Raw genomic sequence first — 16,329 nt, 5'->3', positions numbered from 1 at the left:
TTGGTGCTCGCGGTGCGACACGCGGCGCTAGGCCGCGGCTGCGAGCGCGTCGGTCTCGGTTGCGTAGATGCCGATCGCCTCGTCGAGGCGTGTCAGCTCGAAGATCTCCTGGTAGTGCTCGGTGAGCCCGAACGCGAGCAGCCTCTGCTTCGCGCGGTTGGCCCGGACGAGGACGGTCACGAGAAGACCGATCCCGCCGGAGTTCATGTACTCGAGCCCGGTGAAGTTCAGGATCACCGTCTTGACGCCGTCCCCCGATCCCTCGGTGTAGGCGTCCATCAGGACCTCCTCGGAGAAGGCTGTGATGTCACCCTCGATGTCGAGAATGCACGCGGATTCCTCGATCCGGCGCACCCCTAGCGACAGGGTCGCTTCGGTCATGCGGATTCCTCCTCTTCGTCGACGATCGTCATGAAATCGGACAGTCGGGTGATCTCGAAGATCTCCCGGTAGTGCGGGGTCAGCCCACGGACGCTCAGCGTCTGGCTGTTCGTGCGGGCTCGGGCTAGAAGACCGACGATGAGCGCGATACCGGTGGAGTTCATGTACGTGACGCCGTGGAAGTCGAGCATCACTGCCGTCGCGTCTCCTGCCTCCGTGTAGGCGGCGCCGAGCGCCTCCTCTGCTCTCCCGTCGACGTCGCCGACGAGCTCGATCACGGGGCCGCTGTCCTCCGTGTGGACGTGTGCCTCAAGCGCCATCGCTGCCATCACCGTCACCTCCTTCCAGCTGCAGGACGAGCTCGACCGTGTGCCGGCCGTCCGCGTCGATGACGCGGATCTCGTCGACCATGTTCTTGATCAGGAAGAGGCCCCAGCCGCGCGGCTTCTGCAGCCCTGCGAGCTTCGCCTCGATATCGGGCGACTCGACCTCCGTCGCCTGCGGGCCTTCGCCGACGTCGCGGATGCGCACGACGAGCTCGCCACCGGCCGTGACCACCTCGATCTCGACCGGGATCTCGGCTCGGCCCTGGTTCCCGTGCTCGATCGCGTTCATCGCTGCCTCGGACACGGCCGTCCCGAGCCGCTCGACTCGGCGTTCCTCGAGCCCGAGGGGCGCGATCGCGTCGAGGACGCGTTGCATCGCCTCGCGCTCGTTGCCGGTCTCGCTCGGGAGCGTGAACTGGACGTCGAGCTCGGTGACACGGCCGTTCTGGACACCGCTGCCGAGGGTGCGCGTCAGCGTCACGAGCGTGATGTCGTCCTCCTGCTCCCAGTCGTCGCCCGTGAACCGCTGCAGCTGCGTGAGCAGGCCGTCGATCAGGTCGCCCGAGGCGGGGTCGGCGACATGGTCGACGAGGCGGGGCGTGCCGAACATCTCGCGCTCGGCTCCGTGGGCCTCGGTGACACCGTCGCTGTAGAGCAGCAGGCCGTCGCCAGGGCTCATCATCGCCTCGTGCTCGTCGTACTTCATGCCAGGCAGGAGTCCGAGCGGCATGCCCTTCGCCCGCAGCTCCATCGAGCCGTCGGCGGTGCGGGCGTACGGCAGGTTGTGGCCCGCGTTGGCGTACCGGACGTGACCCGTTGACGGATCGACCACGAGGTAGAGGCAGGTGACGAACATCTTTTCCGGGATATCGGGGCAGAGGAGGTCGTTGACGCGCTCGAGCACCTCGCCCGGCGAGACGACCCGCTGGCCCGAGGCGCGCAGGAGGCTCCGCGCTGCGGCCATCACCATCGCGGCGGGAACGCCCTTGTCCGTGACGTCGCCGATGATCACGGCGACCTGCCCGTCGGGGAGCTCGAAGAGGTCGTAGAAGTCGCCGCCGACCTCACGGGCCGGCTGGTAGTACGCCGCCACCTCCCAGCCGGGGAGGTCGGGGAGCACCCGCGGGAGGAAGTTCTGCTGGATCAGCGTCGCGACCTTGAGCTCCTGCTCGATCCGCTCTCGCGAGCGGGCCTCGGCGGCTTGCTTCCGCACGAGCTCGGCGACCTGAAGCGCGGGTGCAGCCTGGGCGGCGAGGCCGTCGAGGAGGCGCTTGTCGTCGGTCGAGTACTGCTGATCCGAGAGGCGCGGCCCGAGGTTGAGGGTGCCGACTAGCTCGCCGCCGCTGATCAGCGGCACGACGAGCGCCACGCCCGCCTCGCGGAGTGCCGTGACGCCGGGCGACTCGAGCTCGAGCTTGTCGACCTCGACCGCCTCTCCTGCGCTCTGCAGGAACGCGACCAGCGGGTCGTTGGGCGCGATCTCGACCGCGGGGGTCTCGATCGTCGTCGTCTCGACGGTGGCCTCTACCGGAGCGGCGAAGGCTTCGGTCGACTGCCCCTTGCGGGTGACCTTTCTCCATGTCTGTGCGATCGCGGTCATTGCACTGTCCTTTCTACGGGGTCAGCGTCACGGGATCGTTACGGGACTCTGACGCCGCAGAGTTGCGGAGCCAGGTGGCTGTACCCGAGAGCGGGTCTCGCGCCGGGGAAATGATGTTGTAGTATCATGCGACAATGCTTACAGTTCCGGAGGCAGCGCGCCGAACGGGTCGAGATCCCGAGACGATCCGGCGCTGGATCAGGTCGGGCAAGCTGCGGGCCCGCAAGGTCGGCACCCAACACGTGATCGAGGACGAGGATCTCGCCGAGGTGCTCGAACCTGCGCGACCGCTTCCGGCTGCGTGGCGGTTCACGACCGACGGCGCGCCGATGCCGGATTGGGTCGAAATCGTGCGCGAGATCCGAGACGGCGATTGAGCACGGTTGTCGTCGACGCGAATGTCGTGATGGCGGCCGCGACGAGTCATGACGGCTTCGACATCCTCGTCAGTTCCGACCTTGTGGCGCCACCGCTGCTCTGGCCGGAGGTCAGGTCGAGCCTCCACGTCGCGAGCGAGCGCGGCGTGATCGCCCGCTCGATCGCCGAGGACGGCTTGCGTGTGCTCGAGTCCGGCACGATCACGGAGCGCCGACATCGCCGCCTCGGAGCGGAGGCCTGGCAGATAGCAGACGCGCTCGGTTGGGCCAAGACATATGACGCCGAATACCTGGCGCTGGCGCGGTTGCTGAATGCGCCGCTCGCGACGCTCGACCAGCGGATGGCACGCGCCGCCGAGCGGCTCGGACTGAAGGTCGACGAACGGCTTCGCTGACGTCATCGGCTCAACCTTGAGCGCAGCCAGACGGAGGTGTGGGTGGGCTGCATCGACTCGGCGACGACACCCCGGAGGTCAGTGACCAACCCATCCAGCTCGACCTGCTCGCGCAATCGGCCGCCGAACGCCTCCAACGTGCGCTGGGCGTCGTAGCGGCTGCGGTAGAAGCGGCGATCGACGAACCGCTGCACCCGTGAGCGCACAGGGAGGAAGATCGCCGCCACGATGAGGGTCGAGGCCGCGACAGCGAGGTTCGAGCCGCCTGCGAACGACGAGAACAGCGCCTGGCCGGCCAGCACGAGCCCGACGTACACGGCGAGGAGGATCACGGTCATCGATCCGTAGACGAGCGCGCGCGAGATGATTCGGTCAATCTCGTAGAGGCGGTACTTCAGGATCGCGACCCCGATTGCGATTGGGATCAACGCGATGGCGAGCGAGTAGCCGCTCTCCACCGCGTTGACCGCCCCCGGAGCGAACGTCTCGGCGAGCAGGTGGACGACCGGCCCGAGCGGCAGGATGGCGGCGGCGAACACAAACCACTTGAGCTGCTCTCGCTCGTCGCCGGTCGAACGTCGGAAGCGCACGACAACCGAGGTGCAGACTGCGATCGCGCTCGCAAGCAGTCCACCGACAGCGGCGACCAGGAGAGCGACGGCCTCGATTGCACTTGACTCGGTCTCGAACGGGTTGTTGACCTCCGTGAACGGAGGGTCGAGCGGGGCCAGGTGGGCGACGAGGAAGAGCAGGGTCAGCGAGATCACCGACAGCCAGACGACGAAGCGCCACCTGCGCGAGGGGAGGTGTCCCGTCGGAAAGAGGAGCGCCAGGAGAAGCAGCACGAAAAGGCCGGGAATCCAGAATCCGTTCAGAGAGATTGCGATTGCCCTCGCCCCAGGAAGTGCGTCGTGACCGGCGAGCAGTGCGTACGCGGCGTACTGTGTCGCCAGCATCGGTAGGCCGGTGACCGGTCCGGTGACGAGCAGGAGCCATCCGATCGGGTTCTCCGGCTTCCGCGTCGCGACGAGAAAGCCGACTGCCACGAAGGCAGCGGCGGGCGCGAGGTTCGGGAAGATGCTCGAGTACAGGAACACGTCACCCGTGAGACCGCTCCGGGCGTTGAGCACGAGTAACGACACCCAGGCCGCGAGGATCACCACGGTCGCGAGCACGAGCCCCGACGCGAGCCACGTCGCCGTGCGCATGCTCACGCCTGCCGCTCCCGCAGCCAAACACCGACGTGCTCGGGATGCATCGTCTCGCCGACGACGGCCCTGAGGTCGGTCGCGAGCGCTTCGAGCTCGACCTGTTCGCGGAGTCGCGTGCCGAACGTCTCGAGCGTTCGTTGGGCGTCGTAGCGGCTGCGGTAGAAGCGGCGGTCGACGAAGCGTTGCACGCGTGCGCGCACCGGCAGGAAGAGCGCCGCGACGGCGAGCGTCGAGACGGCGATCGCGAGGTCAGAACCGCCTGCGAACGACGAGAACAGCGACTGACCTGCGAGAACGAGGCCGATGTAGGAGGCACCCAGCACGATGCTCAGCGACGCGTACTCGAGCGTCCGCGAGATGAGGTGGTCGATCTCGTACAGTCGGTAGCGGAGGATCGCGAGGCCGGCCGCTACCGGGACTCCAGCGAAGGCGAGACCAATGAGGGCCTCCGCCAGCGCGCTCCCGCGGCCAAACGCAGCGGACACGAGTGCAGCGACGATTGCCGCCACGAACCCGAGCGCCGCGTACGCAATCCACTTGATCTGGAGTCGCACCTCATCGCGCGCGCGGCGGAACCGCCACACGATGGAGATGATGCCGCTCAACACCCCCGCGAGAACAAAAAGGTTCGCCAGCACTCCGAGTGCCGGGAAAGCGCCTGCTGCTGACTCGACACCGAGAGGGTTTTCGACCGGCAGATCGCCGCGAATGATGCCGGGCTTGAGTGCTTCGTTGGCAAGGGATGCGCCGATCGCGACAAAGATGAGCCAGACGGCTCCACGCCACCGGGGAGACGGCGGCCGACCCTCCGGGAACACGACCAGGATCAGGGACAGCACGAGGAAGAACAGCGGATCCAGTAGACCCGAGACCCAGGCGACCCACTCGGTTACGGGTAGCGATCCAGGGTCCGCGGTGTGACCTTCGGAGACGTACTTCGGGCCAAGCGCGGAGGCCGTGAGAATCATCCCCGCGACGATGAACAGCCAGCCGACGCGATTGCCCGGTTGGCGCGCCACGATGATCGCCCCGACGATCGGATACGCGATGAAGGCAACGCCGAAGCCGATGAGCGCACCGACGCCAGTCGACTCCTCGCCAGATACACCGTAGATGTCGGCGCCCCAGGTGAGTACCGTCAGCACGATGGTTCCGACGAAAGCGACGAGCCAGACGATCAGCGCGACCACGAGGAGCCGCTGTGCAAGAGTCGAGGTCATCGCCCGCCCACCCCCATTCGTAGCCAGACCGAGACATGGGCGGGCTGCATCGTCTCGTCGATCGCCGCTCGTAGGTCGGTGTCGAGCGTCTCGAGGTCGACCTGCTCACGTAGGCGGGCGCCGAAGTCCTCGAGCGTGCGCTGCTCGTCGTACCGACGCCGGTAGAACCGCTGGTCGACGAAGTGCTGCACGCGCGCGCGCACCGGGAGGAACAGTGCAGCGACGACGAGCGTCGAGGCTGCGATAGCGAGGTCCGAGCCGCCCGCGAAGGACGAGAACACGGCCTGCCCCACGAGTACGAGCCCGACGTAGAGGCCGCCGAGAACGACGGTGAGGGCGCCGTAGACGAGCGTTCGCGAGATGAGCCGGTCGATCTCGTAGAGGCGATAGCGGAGGATTGCGATACCGATCGTGACCGGGGCCAGGCACATCGCGATCATCGGAAGGACGTCCAGGCCTGCAAGGCTCGGGACACCGGGGATGCCGGGGACGATCCACAGTGCGGAGGTCACCCCGACGGCCCAGGTGAACCACTTCATCTGCAGCCGCTCGATCCCGTTCGAGCGGCGGAACCGGACGATCACGGCGGCGACCGGGGCGAGCAGCGCGACGCCGAACACGAGCCCCATCAGCGGCGCGACGTGCGACGCGGAGCGAACGAGATCTCCCACGACGCCGATGCCGAGCGGATTGTCGTAAGCCTCGTAATCACTGATCGGGCCTGGCTCTAGCCTCGTGAATACGAGCGCCGCGAGAACGCCGTACTGGGCGACGCTCACGACGCGCCACCGCGGTGAGGGCAGCTTCCCATCGGGAAAGAGCAGGACGACGCGCGGGATCAGGAACCCGATCCACAGGAGCCACAACGTCCCGTCGACGAGGGCGACGAGGGCGGTGCCGCCGGAGGAGCCCGGGTGGCGCAGGTCCCAGTGGTAGAGCGTCGATGTGAGCTGTCCGAGCGCCGCCGTCCCACCGATCGCGAGCAGCAGCCAGCCAACCGGGTTGCGCGGCCGGCCGGAGGCCACCATCGCCCCGACGATCGAGAACGTGAGGAAGGCGACGCCCGCGAACGCGGCTCCCTGCGGCTTCGCCCCGGTAGCGACCCACAGAACGTACGCGGTCAGCGCGAACGCCAGCCCGAGGCCGAAGAGGCTCCATGCGACGAATCGCGCCGTGTGGGCGCTCACCGCTCCGACTCTCCACGGATCCCCAGCGCTGTGTGCGCAGGCTGCATCGTCTCGCCGACGACGGCGATGAGGTCGTGGCGGAGCCGTTCAAGCTCGACCTGCTCGCGCAGCCTCGTGCCGAAGCCCACGAGCGTGCGCTGGGCGTCGTAGCGTCGGCGGTAGAAGCGACGGTCGACGAATGCCTGGACGCGTCCGCGGACAGGGAGGAACAGCGCTGCCACCACAAGCGTCGATGCGGCGATGATGGCGCCCGGTACCAGTGTGACGGCCACGGCGCCGAGGATGAACGCACCGCCGGTGACCCAACTCGGGCCTATGAGGGGCTCGATGACGAAGCTCGTGAGGAACGCGAGCGCAACGATCGTGACTGCGAAGGCGAGCCATTTCATCTGCAGGCGCTCGATTCCTCTCGAATGAAGGCGGCGCACGATCAGCGACGTGAGCGCTGTCAGGAAAAGGACTGGAGCGAAGACACGCTCGAGCGCCGAGGCGACGATCGCGACGATCGCGGCTGCTGCAAGAGCGATGTAGAGGGGCCTCCAGCGCGGTGACAGTGGCTCGCCTTCCGGAAGCAGCATCGCAACGAAGCATGGTCCGATGAAGAGAACCGGAATCAGGAGCCAACTCGCGCCCCATGCGACGCCGGTCGTTCCTGCGAGGCAGCCCGCGGCTCCGGCCACGAGAGGCAGCAGGAGTGTCGAGCTACGGCCGTCGGTCAGCGCGAGGCCCAGGTTGATGCCGATCGAGCCAAGCACGACGCCGGCCGACACGAGTGCGAGCGTCGATCCGTAGGTCGCCCAGGCGATCGCTTTCACGCCGCCCCCGACCGTAGCCACACCGAAGCGTGCGCCGGCTGCATCGTTTCGGCGACGACCCCCTGAAGGTCGGACTGCAGAACGGTAAGGTCGGTTTCCTCTCGCAGCCGGCTCCCGAACGCCTCGAGCGTTCGCTGCGCGTCGTAGCGGCGCCGGTAGAAGCGGCGGTCGACGAAGCGCTGTACCCGTGAGCGCACGGGCAGAAACAGCGCGGCGACGATGAGCGTCGAGGCGGCGATGGCGAGGTCCGAGCCGCCCGTCAGCGGTTGCAGCAGTGCCTGCAGTCCGATGACGACGCCCACGTACGCTGCGCCGAGCATGATCGTCAGCGGGACGTAGACGAGCGTCTTCCGGATCACGACGTCCACGTCGTAGAGGCGGTACTTCAGCATCGCGATCCCGGCGGCGATCGGGATCGTGGCGATCGCGAGGCCGAACATGAAGTTGACGATCGTGTCGGGCATGCCGATCGTCTCGGAGACGACGATGTGGGCGAAGACCAGCACGGCCGCGACGAGCATCCACTTCAGCTGCTGCCGCTCGTCGCCCTTCGAGCGACGGAACCGGACGACGGCTGAGGCGAGGATTGCGAGCAGGAGCGCGAAGATCGCGACGGTCCCGATCAGGTTCGATCCATCGAGAACCGGCTTCAGTCCTTCGATCCCTAGAGGGTTGCGCGGCTGGCCCGGCCAGCTCTCGTCGATGACGCCAGGGTAGACCGCCGCACCCGCCACGCCGAGTGCCGCGAACACGATGTAAGCCCAGAGCACCGGCCGCCAGCGCCTTCCGGGCACTCGACCGTCGGGGAACAGCAGGATGACGAGGCCGATCGCGACGAGCGCCGGGTACCACGTCCAGAGGACGAGCCAGCCGAAGAGCGCGCCAGCGGGGAGCCCTCCCGGATCGGCAACGTAGGCGCGGTACGCGTACTCGGCGGAGAAGGCGGCGACGAATCCGAGCAGTGGGCACGCCAGGAAGAGCCAGCCGATCGCGTTGCGCGGCAGCCTGGAGGCGACAAGGGCACCGACGGTTGCGAACGCGAGGAACGCGATGACGATCCCGATGTCGGCCAGTAGCGACTCATCGACCTCGTCGGGTGCCGGGGTGATCTCGTCGAGCATCCCGGTGGCGAACGCGAGCGCGAACACCGCGCCGCACACGCCCCAGGCGAGCCACCATGTCCAGGGTCGCTTCACGACGACGCTCCCGTTCGCAGCCAGACGGACGTGTGCGTCGGCTGCATGGTTTCGGTGACGACGCCCTTCAGGTCGGTTTCGAGGGTGGCGAGGTCGATCTGCTCGCGCAGGCGCGCACCGAAGGCCTCGAGGGTTCGCTGGGCGTCGTAGCGGCGCCGGTTGAAGCGGCGGTCGACGAACCCTTGCACGCGCGAGCGCACGGGCAGGAAGAGCGCAGCGACGACGAGGGTCGACGCCGCGATCGCGAGGTTCGATCCACCCGCGAACGACGAGAATAACGCCTGCCCGATGAGGACGAGGCCGACGTAGGCGCTCGCGAGCACCACGGTGACCACCGCGTAGACGAGCGTCCGTGAGATCACGCGGTCGATCTCATACAGCCGGTAACGCATCACGGCGATTCCGATTCCGATCGGGATGAACGAGATCGACACGATCGCCGCACCCCAGAGAATGTCGGACGCGCGCCGATCACCAAGGATCGCAGACCCGATGAGCATGGTGACGATGCCGATCCCGGTCGCAGCCACGGCTGATGCGATCCAGCGCAACTGGGCCCGCTCGACTCCCGTCGACCGGCGAAAGCGGACGACGACCGACACGATCGAGAGCAGTAAGAGGAGGAACGTCAGCAGGATCAAGGCCTGGTTCAGCGCAGAGAAGAGAGCGCCGAGCGCCTCGATTCCGAGCGGATTACGAATACCTTGCTGATCCCAGTCGTCGAACAGTCCGGGTCGTACAATCGAAGCCAGATCGATCGCAACGAGCAGGGCCAACCCTGCGAGGACAAACCGCCACCGGCGCGACGGGAGCCGACCGTTCGGCAAGAGAACCAGCACGAGGATCAGCAGCGCGAAGAAGCCGGCAAAGGCGAGCGAGCTGACAAGCGCAAACGAGCCGAGGCTCGGGACCTGCCCAGGGTGCGCGAGCCCATAGTCGATCGCGCTGTCACAGGCGCGCGCGACAGCAAGCGCAAGCCCGATGCCCTCGAGCAGCCAGCCGATCGGGTTCTGCGGCTGACGGGCGGCGACGAGGCCACCCACGAAAGCGAAGGGCCCGACGAGCACGATGCTGGCGAGCACCTCGAGGTCGTCCCCGCGCCCCGCAAACGACAGGGTCGCGCCGATCGCGAGGAGCACCAACGCGAGGGCAAGCCCCGCCCAGGCGACAGCCGGGCGCCTCACGACGCTCCTGCCTGCTGCCGCCGTTTCGTGTCCTGCATCCTCTCGATCGTGCGAGTCTCCCCTATCTCGGGCCGGGCGTCGACTGGTGCGCCGCCTCCGATCGTTTCACCGGCAACCCCCGTAGGGGAGAGGCGCAGCCTCTCCCGGGAGCGCTCACGGCGACCGCTCGCCTCGGGAACAAGCAGGCGCAACGTTGTGAGACGCTGCACTACGCGGACAGGCGTCGCCCGGGGATGGTGTGCCATGGGTGCAGTTTCTGCGTCCCCCGTTCCGGAATCGTTACGAGGGTTGCAGCCACGGCGTCTCTTGTCGTCGGGGCCGGACATGTCTCGCCCAGTCGTATGCGGCGGCCGCGGGCGGGACAGGTCCCGCCCCTACTCATACTGGAGGGCCTTGAGCACGTCGAGCCGCGCCGCTCTCCGCGCCGGTAGCACCGCCGCCAGCACTCCGGCCAACGCGGCCACGACGACGTAGACGACGAGAGGCTTCACCGGGAGGTGGAACGCGACTCCGAACCGGGCGAGCCCGCGTGTCACGACCCACGCGACCAGGATCCCGAGCGGGAGCCCCACGGCTGCGCCGATCAGGGACGTCGTCACCGCCTCGTGTCGCACCATTCGCCGCGTCTGGCGGCGGGTCATGCCCACGGCACGAAGCGCGCCGATCTCGCGCGTGCGCTCGATCACCGCGAGCGCAAGGGCGTTGACCATCCCGAGCAACGCCGTGATCACTGCGAGCACGAGCAGCATCGTGAGCAGCGTCACGATGCCGTCGATGTCGCCCTGTCGCTTCTGGATCATGGCCGACGTCGTGCGGAGAACGGCATCGGGGAAGACCTCGAGCCGTGACGCGAGCGCTTCGGTGTCGGCGCCCGGGGCCAGGTCGACGAAAGTGAACGCGTCGGCCGGTTGTGGGAACGAGGCATCGAACGCGTGCTGGCTGACGACGACGTGCCCGAGCAGCGAATCGAGCCGGGCCGGTGCGAAGACGCCCCGCACGACGTAGGTTTGCGTCTTGCCGGCGGCGCTGAGGACGGCGATCCGTTCGCCGACGACGAGATCCTTCTGCTCCGCGAGGTCGTCCCGCACGAGTGCCCCCGTCGTGCCGAGCGCGGCGAGGCTCTTCTTCGAGCCCTCCTGCCACGTGAAGCGGTATGGGCCGTCGATCGTCGCCGGGTCGACGCCGCTCACGTCGACCTGCTTCTCGCCGATCTTGCCGCGGTCGTACCGGACGGAGCTGAGTGCGTTCACGCCGGGTGCGGAGGCGATCGTCCCTGCCGCAGCCGGGGGAAGCGACTCCCAGCCCGTCTCCGACTGCAGCACGTGCGATGAGCCGATCTGCGACTCGACCGCCTCGACCGCTGTGATCTTGAGACTGCGCCCGAGCACCGCGATCGCGGAGACGAGAGCGATCCCGATCATCAGGGCGGCTGCCGTCGAGGCCGTACGACCGGGGTTGCGGATCGTGTTGTCACGCGCAAGCCGGCCCGGAATACCGGCAAACCGGGCGGCGGGCCAGCCGACGATACGCGCGATGGCCGGGACGGCCACCGGCACGAGCATGGCAGCGCCGATGAAGAGGAGCAGCATTCCCCCGAGTGACGCCGCAAGCGTGCCCGCGACACCGAGGCTGCCGCCCTTCAACATCCCGAGAGCGAGCAGGGCGACACCACCCACGAGCAGGAGTGCGCCGAGTCCCGTCGCAACGTGAGCCATCCGGCCCCTCTGCCGCGTTGCGCCCTCGCGCACGGCCTCGACGGGCGAGATTCGCGTGGCACGCGCAGCGGGCAGGAGCCCGGCGATCACCGTCACGATGACGCCGATCACGAAGCCGACCGCGAGCGTTTGTGGCGAGATGACGAGCGCTGTCTCCGGGAACGTGAGGTCGAACGAGCCGAGGAGAGCGCGCAGTCCGACCGCGAGCGCGATTCCGATGGCGACACCGATGAGCGACGCGAGGATCCCGATCACGAGCGACTCGAGAACGACCGCCCGGCGCACCTGCGTGCGGGTGGCGCCGATCAGACGCAGCGTTCCGAGCTCCCTCGTGCGTTGGGCAACCGTGATCGACAGTGTGTTGACGATCACGAATCCGCCGACGAACAACACGACGCCCCCGAAGCCCCGCAGGATCCACGTGATGATGTCCACGAACAGGCCGATGCCTTCGCCGTCGGCGGCCGCACGCTCGTCGGCCGTCTGCACCTGCACCGTGGCCGACGCGAACGGCTGGAGGCGCTCGGCGAGTGCCTCGGCCGACGTTCCGTCAGCCGCGGCGACCGAGATGACGTCGAGCTTGCCGTTCTTTTGGAGGAGCCGCTGCGCCACGGGAACGTCGAACACGGCCATCGTTGCCCCACCGAGCGAACTGACCTTCCCGAAGCGTCCGATCCCGACGACCTCGAACGGGGCCGAGGGTGTCAGGGCCGCGATCTTGACCGTGTCGCCGACCTCGATGCTGTTGCCGTCGGCGGTGCTCGCGTCGAGCACGACCTCGCGGTCGGCTGCTGCCCAGCGGCCTTCACGTAGCTGCAGCGGGTTGAACTGCTCGTCCTCCGGCTCGAAGCCCATCACGAACGACGGATCCCCGGAGATCTTCTTCCCGCTCGGGTCGATCACGATTGCGTAGGGGGAGTTGCCGGAGAAGTCGAAGATCGCGCCGGCCGCGCGCTCGACGCCGGGAACTGCGCGGATCTCGTCGAGCATGCTCGTCGCGAGAGTCGGCGCACTCGACTCCGACCAGTCCACCACGGGTTTCCCGGACACGACGACGTCCGTCTGCTCGTAGGCGCTTGAGAAGACGACGTCGAACGCCTGCTTCATGGTCGCCCCGAGTACCGAGCTGCCGGTGACCATCGCGACGCCGAGGACGATCGCGAACGCGGTCAGCGCGGTGCGCAGCTTGCGGGCACGGAGGCCCCGCAACGTGACCCGTCTCATTTCACCGCTCCCTTGAGCGCGGCTGCGACGTCGTCCATCGCCGACTGGTCGATCTCGCCGACGACAGTCCCGTCGGCCAGGTAGACGACGCGATTCGCGACTGCGGCTGCCCGCTGGTCGTGCGTGACCATGATCGTCGTCTGGCCGTAGGTATCGACGGCGTGGCGGATCAGCGCGAGCACATCGGCACCCGACTGCGAGTCGAGGTTGCCGGTCGGCTCGTCGGCGAAGAGGACCGAGGGACGATGCACGATCGCGCGCGCGACGGCGACGCGCTGTTGCTGACCGCCCGAGAGCTCGGCGGGGCGATGCTTGCGCCTGTCGGACAGGCCGACCGACTCCAGCAGCTCGTCGATCCAGGCCCGGTCGAAGCGCTCCCCCGAGAGGTCGAGCGGCAGGGTGACATTCTCCTCGGCGCTCAGGGTGGGGAGCAGGTTGAACGACTGGAAGATGAAGCCGACGTGCTGCCGGCGTAGCTTCGTCAGCTGGGTGTCCTTGAGCTTCGCCGGATCGACGCCTGCGATCGTGACCGAGCCACCGCTCGGCCGGTCGAGCCCGGCGAGCAGGTGCATCAAGGTCGACTTGCCTGAGCCGGACGGCCCCATGATCGCGACGAGCTCGCCGCGCGCGACTCCGAGGCTCACCGAGCGCAGCGCGTCGACCGCTGTCTCACCCGAGCCAAAGCGGCGCTGCAGGTCGCGGCAGCCGATCACGACGTCGTCGGCGAAGGCCTCATTTCCACTGCTCTCGGTGTGCGCAAGCACGCTCGTCATCGGGCTCAACCCCTTGTCTCGATGTTCGTCCCTGTCCGGGACCCTCGATCGGAGCGTGCCGACCCGGCGTTCCGAGAACGTTACGGCTCTGCTGGATGGGCGAGCTCCGTAGCGGTAATGTCGGTGCATGTCGCAGCTGCGCATCGCGCTCATCGGCCCGCCGCTGATCGAGGTCGACGGCCGGCCGCTCGACGTCGACACGCGCAAGGCGACCGCGCTGCTCGCCTACCTTGCGTTCACGGGGCGCCCGGCGCGGCGCGACACGCTGGCCGGGCTGCTCTGGCCGGAGACCAACCCCGATCGCGCGCGTGCCACCCTTCGACGGACGCTCTCGACGCTCAAGTCGGCGCTCGACGCCCGCTTCATCGAGATCGGGCGGGACACCGTCACCCTCGCCAGGCCCGGGATCTGGTTCGACGTCGAGGAGTTGGGCCGGCTCGTTGCGACGACCGACGGTCACGGGCACGCTGCCAACGAGACGTGCTCGCGCTGCCTGTCGCCCCTCCAGCAGGCTGCAGCGCTCGACCGTGGCTCGTTCCTCGCCGGGTTCGGCCTGCGCGACAGTGCTGCATTCGACGACTGGCAGCAGCTCGCGGGTGACGAGGTGCACAGGGAGCTCGCCTCGGTGCTCGACCGGCTCGCCGGCGCCCTCGCTGCCTCGGGCAACCCGACGCAGGCGATCGCGTGTGCGCGGCGCAGGCTCACCCTCGATCCGCTCCACGAGCCTGCCCACCGCCAGCTGATCGGGCTCCTGGCCGAGGTCGGTGATCGGCAGGCCGCGATGGAGCAGTTCCGCGACTGCGTGCGCGTCCTCGACCGCGAGCTCGGCGTGCGCCCGCTCGACGAGACGACGGCGCTCTACCACGCGATCGTGGAGGGATCGTTGACCGCTCCATCACCTCCTGTAGTGGTGAGGGCCCCGTCGCAGCCTGCCGACGCGCCGTACGACCTCGTCGGTCGCGACACGGAGCTCCGCGAGCTCGTGGAGACCTACGACAGCCTTGGCTCGGACGGTCGTGTCGTCGCCCTCGTCGGCGAGGCCGGGATCGGTAAGACACGACTCGCCGAGGAGATGCTCGCCCATGTTGCGGCGCGCGGCCGGACGGCGCTTGCGGTGCGGTGCTACGAGGAGGAGCGCGGGCTCGCATACGGCGTCGTGCTCGAGCTCGTCCGTGGCGCGGCTGCGGTGGCACCTCCGTTCGAGGCCGATCTCTGGTGGGTTGCCGAGGTGGCCCGGCTCGCGCCCGAGCTCGGGCCGCCGTCCGGTCAGCCGCTGGACAGCGAGGCTGCGCAGGTGCGGTTCTACGAGGCCGTCGCGGAGCTCCTCCAGCACAGCGTCGGGCCTAGGCCGGCAGCGCTCTACATCGACGACGCGCACTGGGCAGACGAGTCGTCACTCGCGCTCCTCGCCTACCTCGCGCACCGGCTCAAGGGGCGTCCGCTCCTCCTTGCCGCGAGCTGGCGGCCCGAGGAGGTCGCGCTGGATCATCCCGTGCGCCGGCTCGTCGCCGATGCGCAGCGCACGGGCCGCGCGAGCGTGATCGAGCTCGGGCGCCTCTCGGGTTCGGACGTCGCGCAGCTCGTCGCGTCGACCGGACGCGGCGACTCCCTCGGAGCCCGGCTCTACCTCGAAAGCGGCGGCCTGCCGTTCTTCGTTGTCGAGTACCTCGACGCTCTTGCTCGTGGAGACGACGAGCCCGACTGGGCGCTGCCGGTCGGAGTGCGCGATCTTCTCGAGCGGAGGCTTGCCGGCCTCGGCGAGCTGTCGCTCCAGGTTCTCGCCGCCGCGGCCGTGCTCGGGCGCGCCTTCGACGCAGACACGGTGCGGGCCGCGAGCGGCCGCACCGACGAGGAGGTTGTTCTCGCGCTGGAGGAGCTCGTCGGCTGCGGGTTGCTCGTCGAGAGTACGGAAGGGGCGATCGAGTTCCGGCACGAGCAGGCGCGCGAGCTCGTGAGTGGGCAGATGACGCTCGCCCGGCGGCGTCTCCTCCACCGCCGCGCGGCAGCCGATCTCGAGAGCCGCAGCAGGCGCGAGGACCGTGCGGCGCTCGTCGCCTACCACCTCGCCGCAGCCGGGGACGACGAGGCCGCGGCCCAGCGCTACCGCGTGGCGGGCGACCATGCGCGGCGGCTCTTCGCGAACGCCGAGGCGCTCGGCCACTACCGTTCCTCACTCGCTCTCGGGCCGACGGACGCTGCCGGGCTGCACGAGGCGATCGGCGATCTCGAGACGCTCGCCGGCGAGTACGGCGGTGCCTTTGCGAGCTACGAGACGGCGGCCGCACTCGCCGCGGCAGACGCGCTGCCCGAGATCGAGCGGCGAATCGGTCTCCTCCACCTTCGCCGGGGAGAATGGGAGCTCGCCGAGGCGTCCCTTGCTGCCGCGAGCGACGGGCTCGAGCCAGTCGGTCGTTCTCTCGCCACCGCCGACCGGGCACTTGCCGCTCACAGACTCGGAGACGAGGAGCGCGCGCTCGTGCTCGCGACGAGTGCCCTGGCACTTGCCGGAGACGTTGACGATGCGGGTGCCATCGCGCAGGCGCACAACATCCTCGGGATGCTGGCGGGTAGTCGCGGCGATCCAGCGGAGGCCGTCAAGCACCTCGAGCTCGGAGCGACGATCGCCCGTGCCGCCGGTGACCGTGGCGCCGAGGCGGCGGCGCTCAACAACCTCGCTTTCGCCGTCCGCGCCTCGGGCGACCCTGACCGCGCGATCGAGCTGACG

General features: G+C 68.6%; 14 protein-coding genes. 3 read left to right on the top strand and 11 right to left on the bottom strand.

Annotated elements, in window-relative coordinates; genetic code table 11:
• Nucleotides 1-27: 27 nt before the first annotated feature.
• From ABIR74_RS13790 to ABIR74_RS13780, 3 genes are read right to left on the bottom strand one after another with little or no spacing between them, the layout of a single operon-like run.
• Entirely contained in the window at nucleotides 28-381 is a 354-nt protein-coding gene (locus ABIR74_RS13790) for an STAS domain-containing protein (RefSeq protein WP_348179111.1), read from the bottom strand.
• Complete coding sequence (locus tag ABIR74_RS13785; RefSeq protein WP_348179160.1) at nucleotides 378-710, bottom strand: STAS domain-containing protein; 333 nt, start codon at nucleotides 708-710, stop codon at nucleotides 378-380. Before ABIR74_RS13785 ends, ABIR74_RS13790 begins: the two co-directional genes overlap by 4 nt.
• Nucleotides 691-2,307, bottom strand: a complete 1,617-nt coding sequence (locus tag ABIR74_RS13780; RefSeq protein WP_348179110.1) for a SpoIIE family protein phosphatase — start codon at nucleotides 2,305-2,307, stop codon at nucleotides 691-693. The genes ABIR74_RS13785 and ABIR74_RS13780 overlap by 20 nt, the downstream gene beginning before the upstream one ends.
• Before the next feature lie 134 nt (nucleotides 2,308-2,441).
• Between ABIR74_RS13780 and ABIR74_RS13775 the strand changes: the two genes are divergently transcribed.
• Together ABIR74_RS13775 and ABIR74_RS13770 are read left to right on the top strand one after the other, a co-directional pair.
• Entirely contained in the window at nucleotides 2,442-2,684 is a 243-nt protein-coding gene (locus tag ABIR74_RS13775) for a helix-turn-helix domain-containing protein (RefSeq protein WP_348179108.1), read from the top strand.
• A complete protein-coding gene (locus ABIR74_RS13770) occupies nucleotides 2,681-3,079 on the top strand; it encodes a type II toxin-antitoxin system VapC family toxin (protein WP_348179106.1) in 399 nt (132 codons plus the stop codon). Before ABIR74_RS13775 ends, ABIR74_RS13770 begins: the two co-directional genes overlap by 4 nt.
• Before the next feature lie 2 nt (nucleotides 3,080-3,081).
• Here ABIR74_RS13770 and ABIR74_RS13765 read toward each other — a convergent pair whose 3' ends face one another.
• The 8 genes from ABIR74_RS13765 to ABIR74_RS13730 form a co-directional block, all read right to left on the bottom strand.
• Nucleotides 3,082-4,293, bottom strand: a complete 1,212-nt coding sequence (locus ABIR74_RS13765) for a hypothetical protein (protein WP_348179104.1) — start codon at nucleotides 4,291-4,293, stop codon at nucleotides 3,082-3,084.
• Nucleotides 4,290-5,510, bottom strand: a complete 1,221-nt coding sequence (locus ABIR74_RS13760) for a hypothetical protein (RefSeq protein ID WP_348179102.1) — start codon at nucleotides 5,508-5,510, stop codon at nucleotides 4,290-4,292. The genes ABIR74_RS13765 and ABIR74_RS13760 overlap by 4 nt, the downstream gene beginning before the upstream one ends.
• Nucleotides 5,507-6,697 carry a hypothetical protein gene (locus ABIR74_RS13755; protein ID WP_348179100.1) on the bottom strand — a complete coding sequence of 397 codons (1,191 nt, stop codon included), beginning with the start codon at nucleotides 6,695-6,697 and terminating at the stop codon, nucleotides 5,507-5,509. Before ABIR74_RS13755 ends, ABIR74_RS13760 begins: the two co-directional genes overlap by 4 nt.
• On the bottom strand, nucleotides 6,694-7,512 hold the full coding sequence (locus ABIR74_RS13750) for a hypothetical protein (protein WP_348179098.1): 819 nt from the start codon (nucleotides 7,510-7,512) through the stop codon (nucleotides 6,694-6,696). The genes ABIR74_RS13755 and ABIR74_RS13750 overlap by 4 nt, the downstream gene beginning before the upstream one ends.
• The gene (locus ABIR74_RS13745; protein WP_348179096.1) at nucleotides 7,509-8,708 is read right to left on the bottom strand and encodes a hypothetical protein; all 1,200 of its coding nucleotides are present in this window, start codon (nucleotides 8,706-8,708) and stop codon (nucleotides 7,509-7,511) included. The genes ABIR74_RS13750 and ABIR74_RS13745 overlap by 4 nt, the downstream gene beginning before the upstream one ends.
• Nucleotides 8,705-9,892, bottom strand: a complete 1,188-nt coding sequence (locus ABIR74_RS13740; protein WP_348179094.1) for a hypothetical protein — start codon at nucleotides 9,890-9,892, stop codon at nucleotides 8,705-8,707. Before ABIR74_RS13740 ends, ABIR74_RS13745 begins: the two co-directional genes overlap by 4 nt.
• Nucleotides 9,893-10,266: 374 nt before the next feature.
• Nucleotides 10,267-12,831 (bottom strand): FtsX-like permease family protein, encoded by a 2,565-nt coding sequence (locus ABIR74_RS13735; RefSeq protein ID WP_348179092.1) that lies wholly within the window; start codon nucleotides 12,829-12,831, stop codon nucleotides 10,267-10,269.
• The gene (locus ABIR74_RS13730; protein WP_348179090.1) at nucleotides 12,828-13,604 is read right to left on the bottom strand and encodes an ABC transporter ATP-binding protein; all 777 of its coding nucleotides are present in this window, start codon (nucleotides 13,602-13,604) and stop codon (nucleotides 12,828-12,830) included. The genes ABIR74_RS13735 and ABIR74_RS13730 overlap by 4 nt, the downstream gene beginning before the upstream one ends.
• 127 nt (nucleotides 13,605-13,731) lie before the next feature.
• Here ABIR74_RS13730 and ABIR74_RS13725 point away from each other — a divergent pair.
• A partial coding sequence (locus ABIR74_RS13725; protein WP_348179088.1) for an AAA family ATPase occupies nucleotides 13,732-16,329 on the top strand: 2,598 nt, incomplete at its 3' end.

This window comes from Gaiella sp., from assembly GCF_039915195.1.
Classification (GTDB): Bacteria; Actinomycetota; Thermoleophilia; order Gaiellales; family Gaiellaceae; genus Gaiella.
Note: the sequence above shows the minus strand (reverse complement) of the source record. Positions and strands in the feature narration are given on the sequence as shown.

Bases quoted from the DNA above. Each gene is read 5' to 3' on its own strand.
- ABIR74_RS13775 (WP_348179108.1), top strand. From the start codon at position 2,442: ATGCTTACAGTTCCGGAGGCAGCGCGCCGAACGGGTCGAGATCCCGAG.
- ABIR74_RS13730 (WP_348179090.1), bottom strand. From the start codon at position 13,604: ATGACGAGCGTGCTTGCGCACACCGAGAGCAGTGGAAATGAGGCCTTC.
- ABIR74_RS13790 (WP_348179111.1), bottom strand. From the start codon at position 381: ATGACCGAAGCGACCCTGTCGCTAGGGGTGCGCCGGATCGAGGAATCC.
- ABIR74_RS13785 (WP_348179160.1), bottom strand. From the start codon at position 710: ATGGCAGCGATGGCGCTTGAGGCACACGTCCACACGGAGGACAGCGGC.
- ABIR74_RS13780 (WP_348179110.1), bottom strand. From the start codon at position 2,307: ATGACCGCGATCGCACAGACATGGAGAAAGGTCACCCGCAAGGGGCAG.
- ABIR74_RS13760 (WP_348179102.1), bottom strand. From the start codon at position 5,510: ATGACCTCGACTCTTGCACAGCGGCTCCTCGTGGTCGCGCTGATCGTC.
- ABIR74_RS13735 (WP_348179092.1), bottom strand. From the start codon at position 12,831: ATGAGACGGGTCACGTTGCGGGGCCTCCGTGCCCGCAAGCTGCGCACC.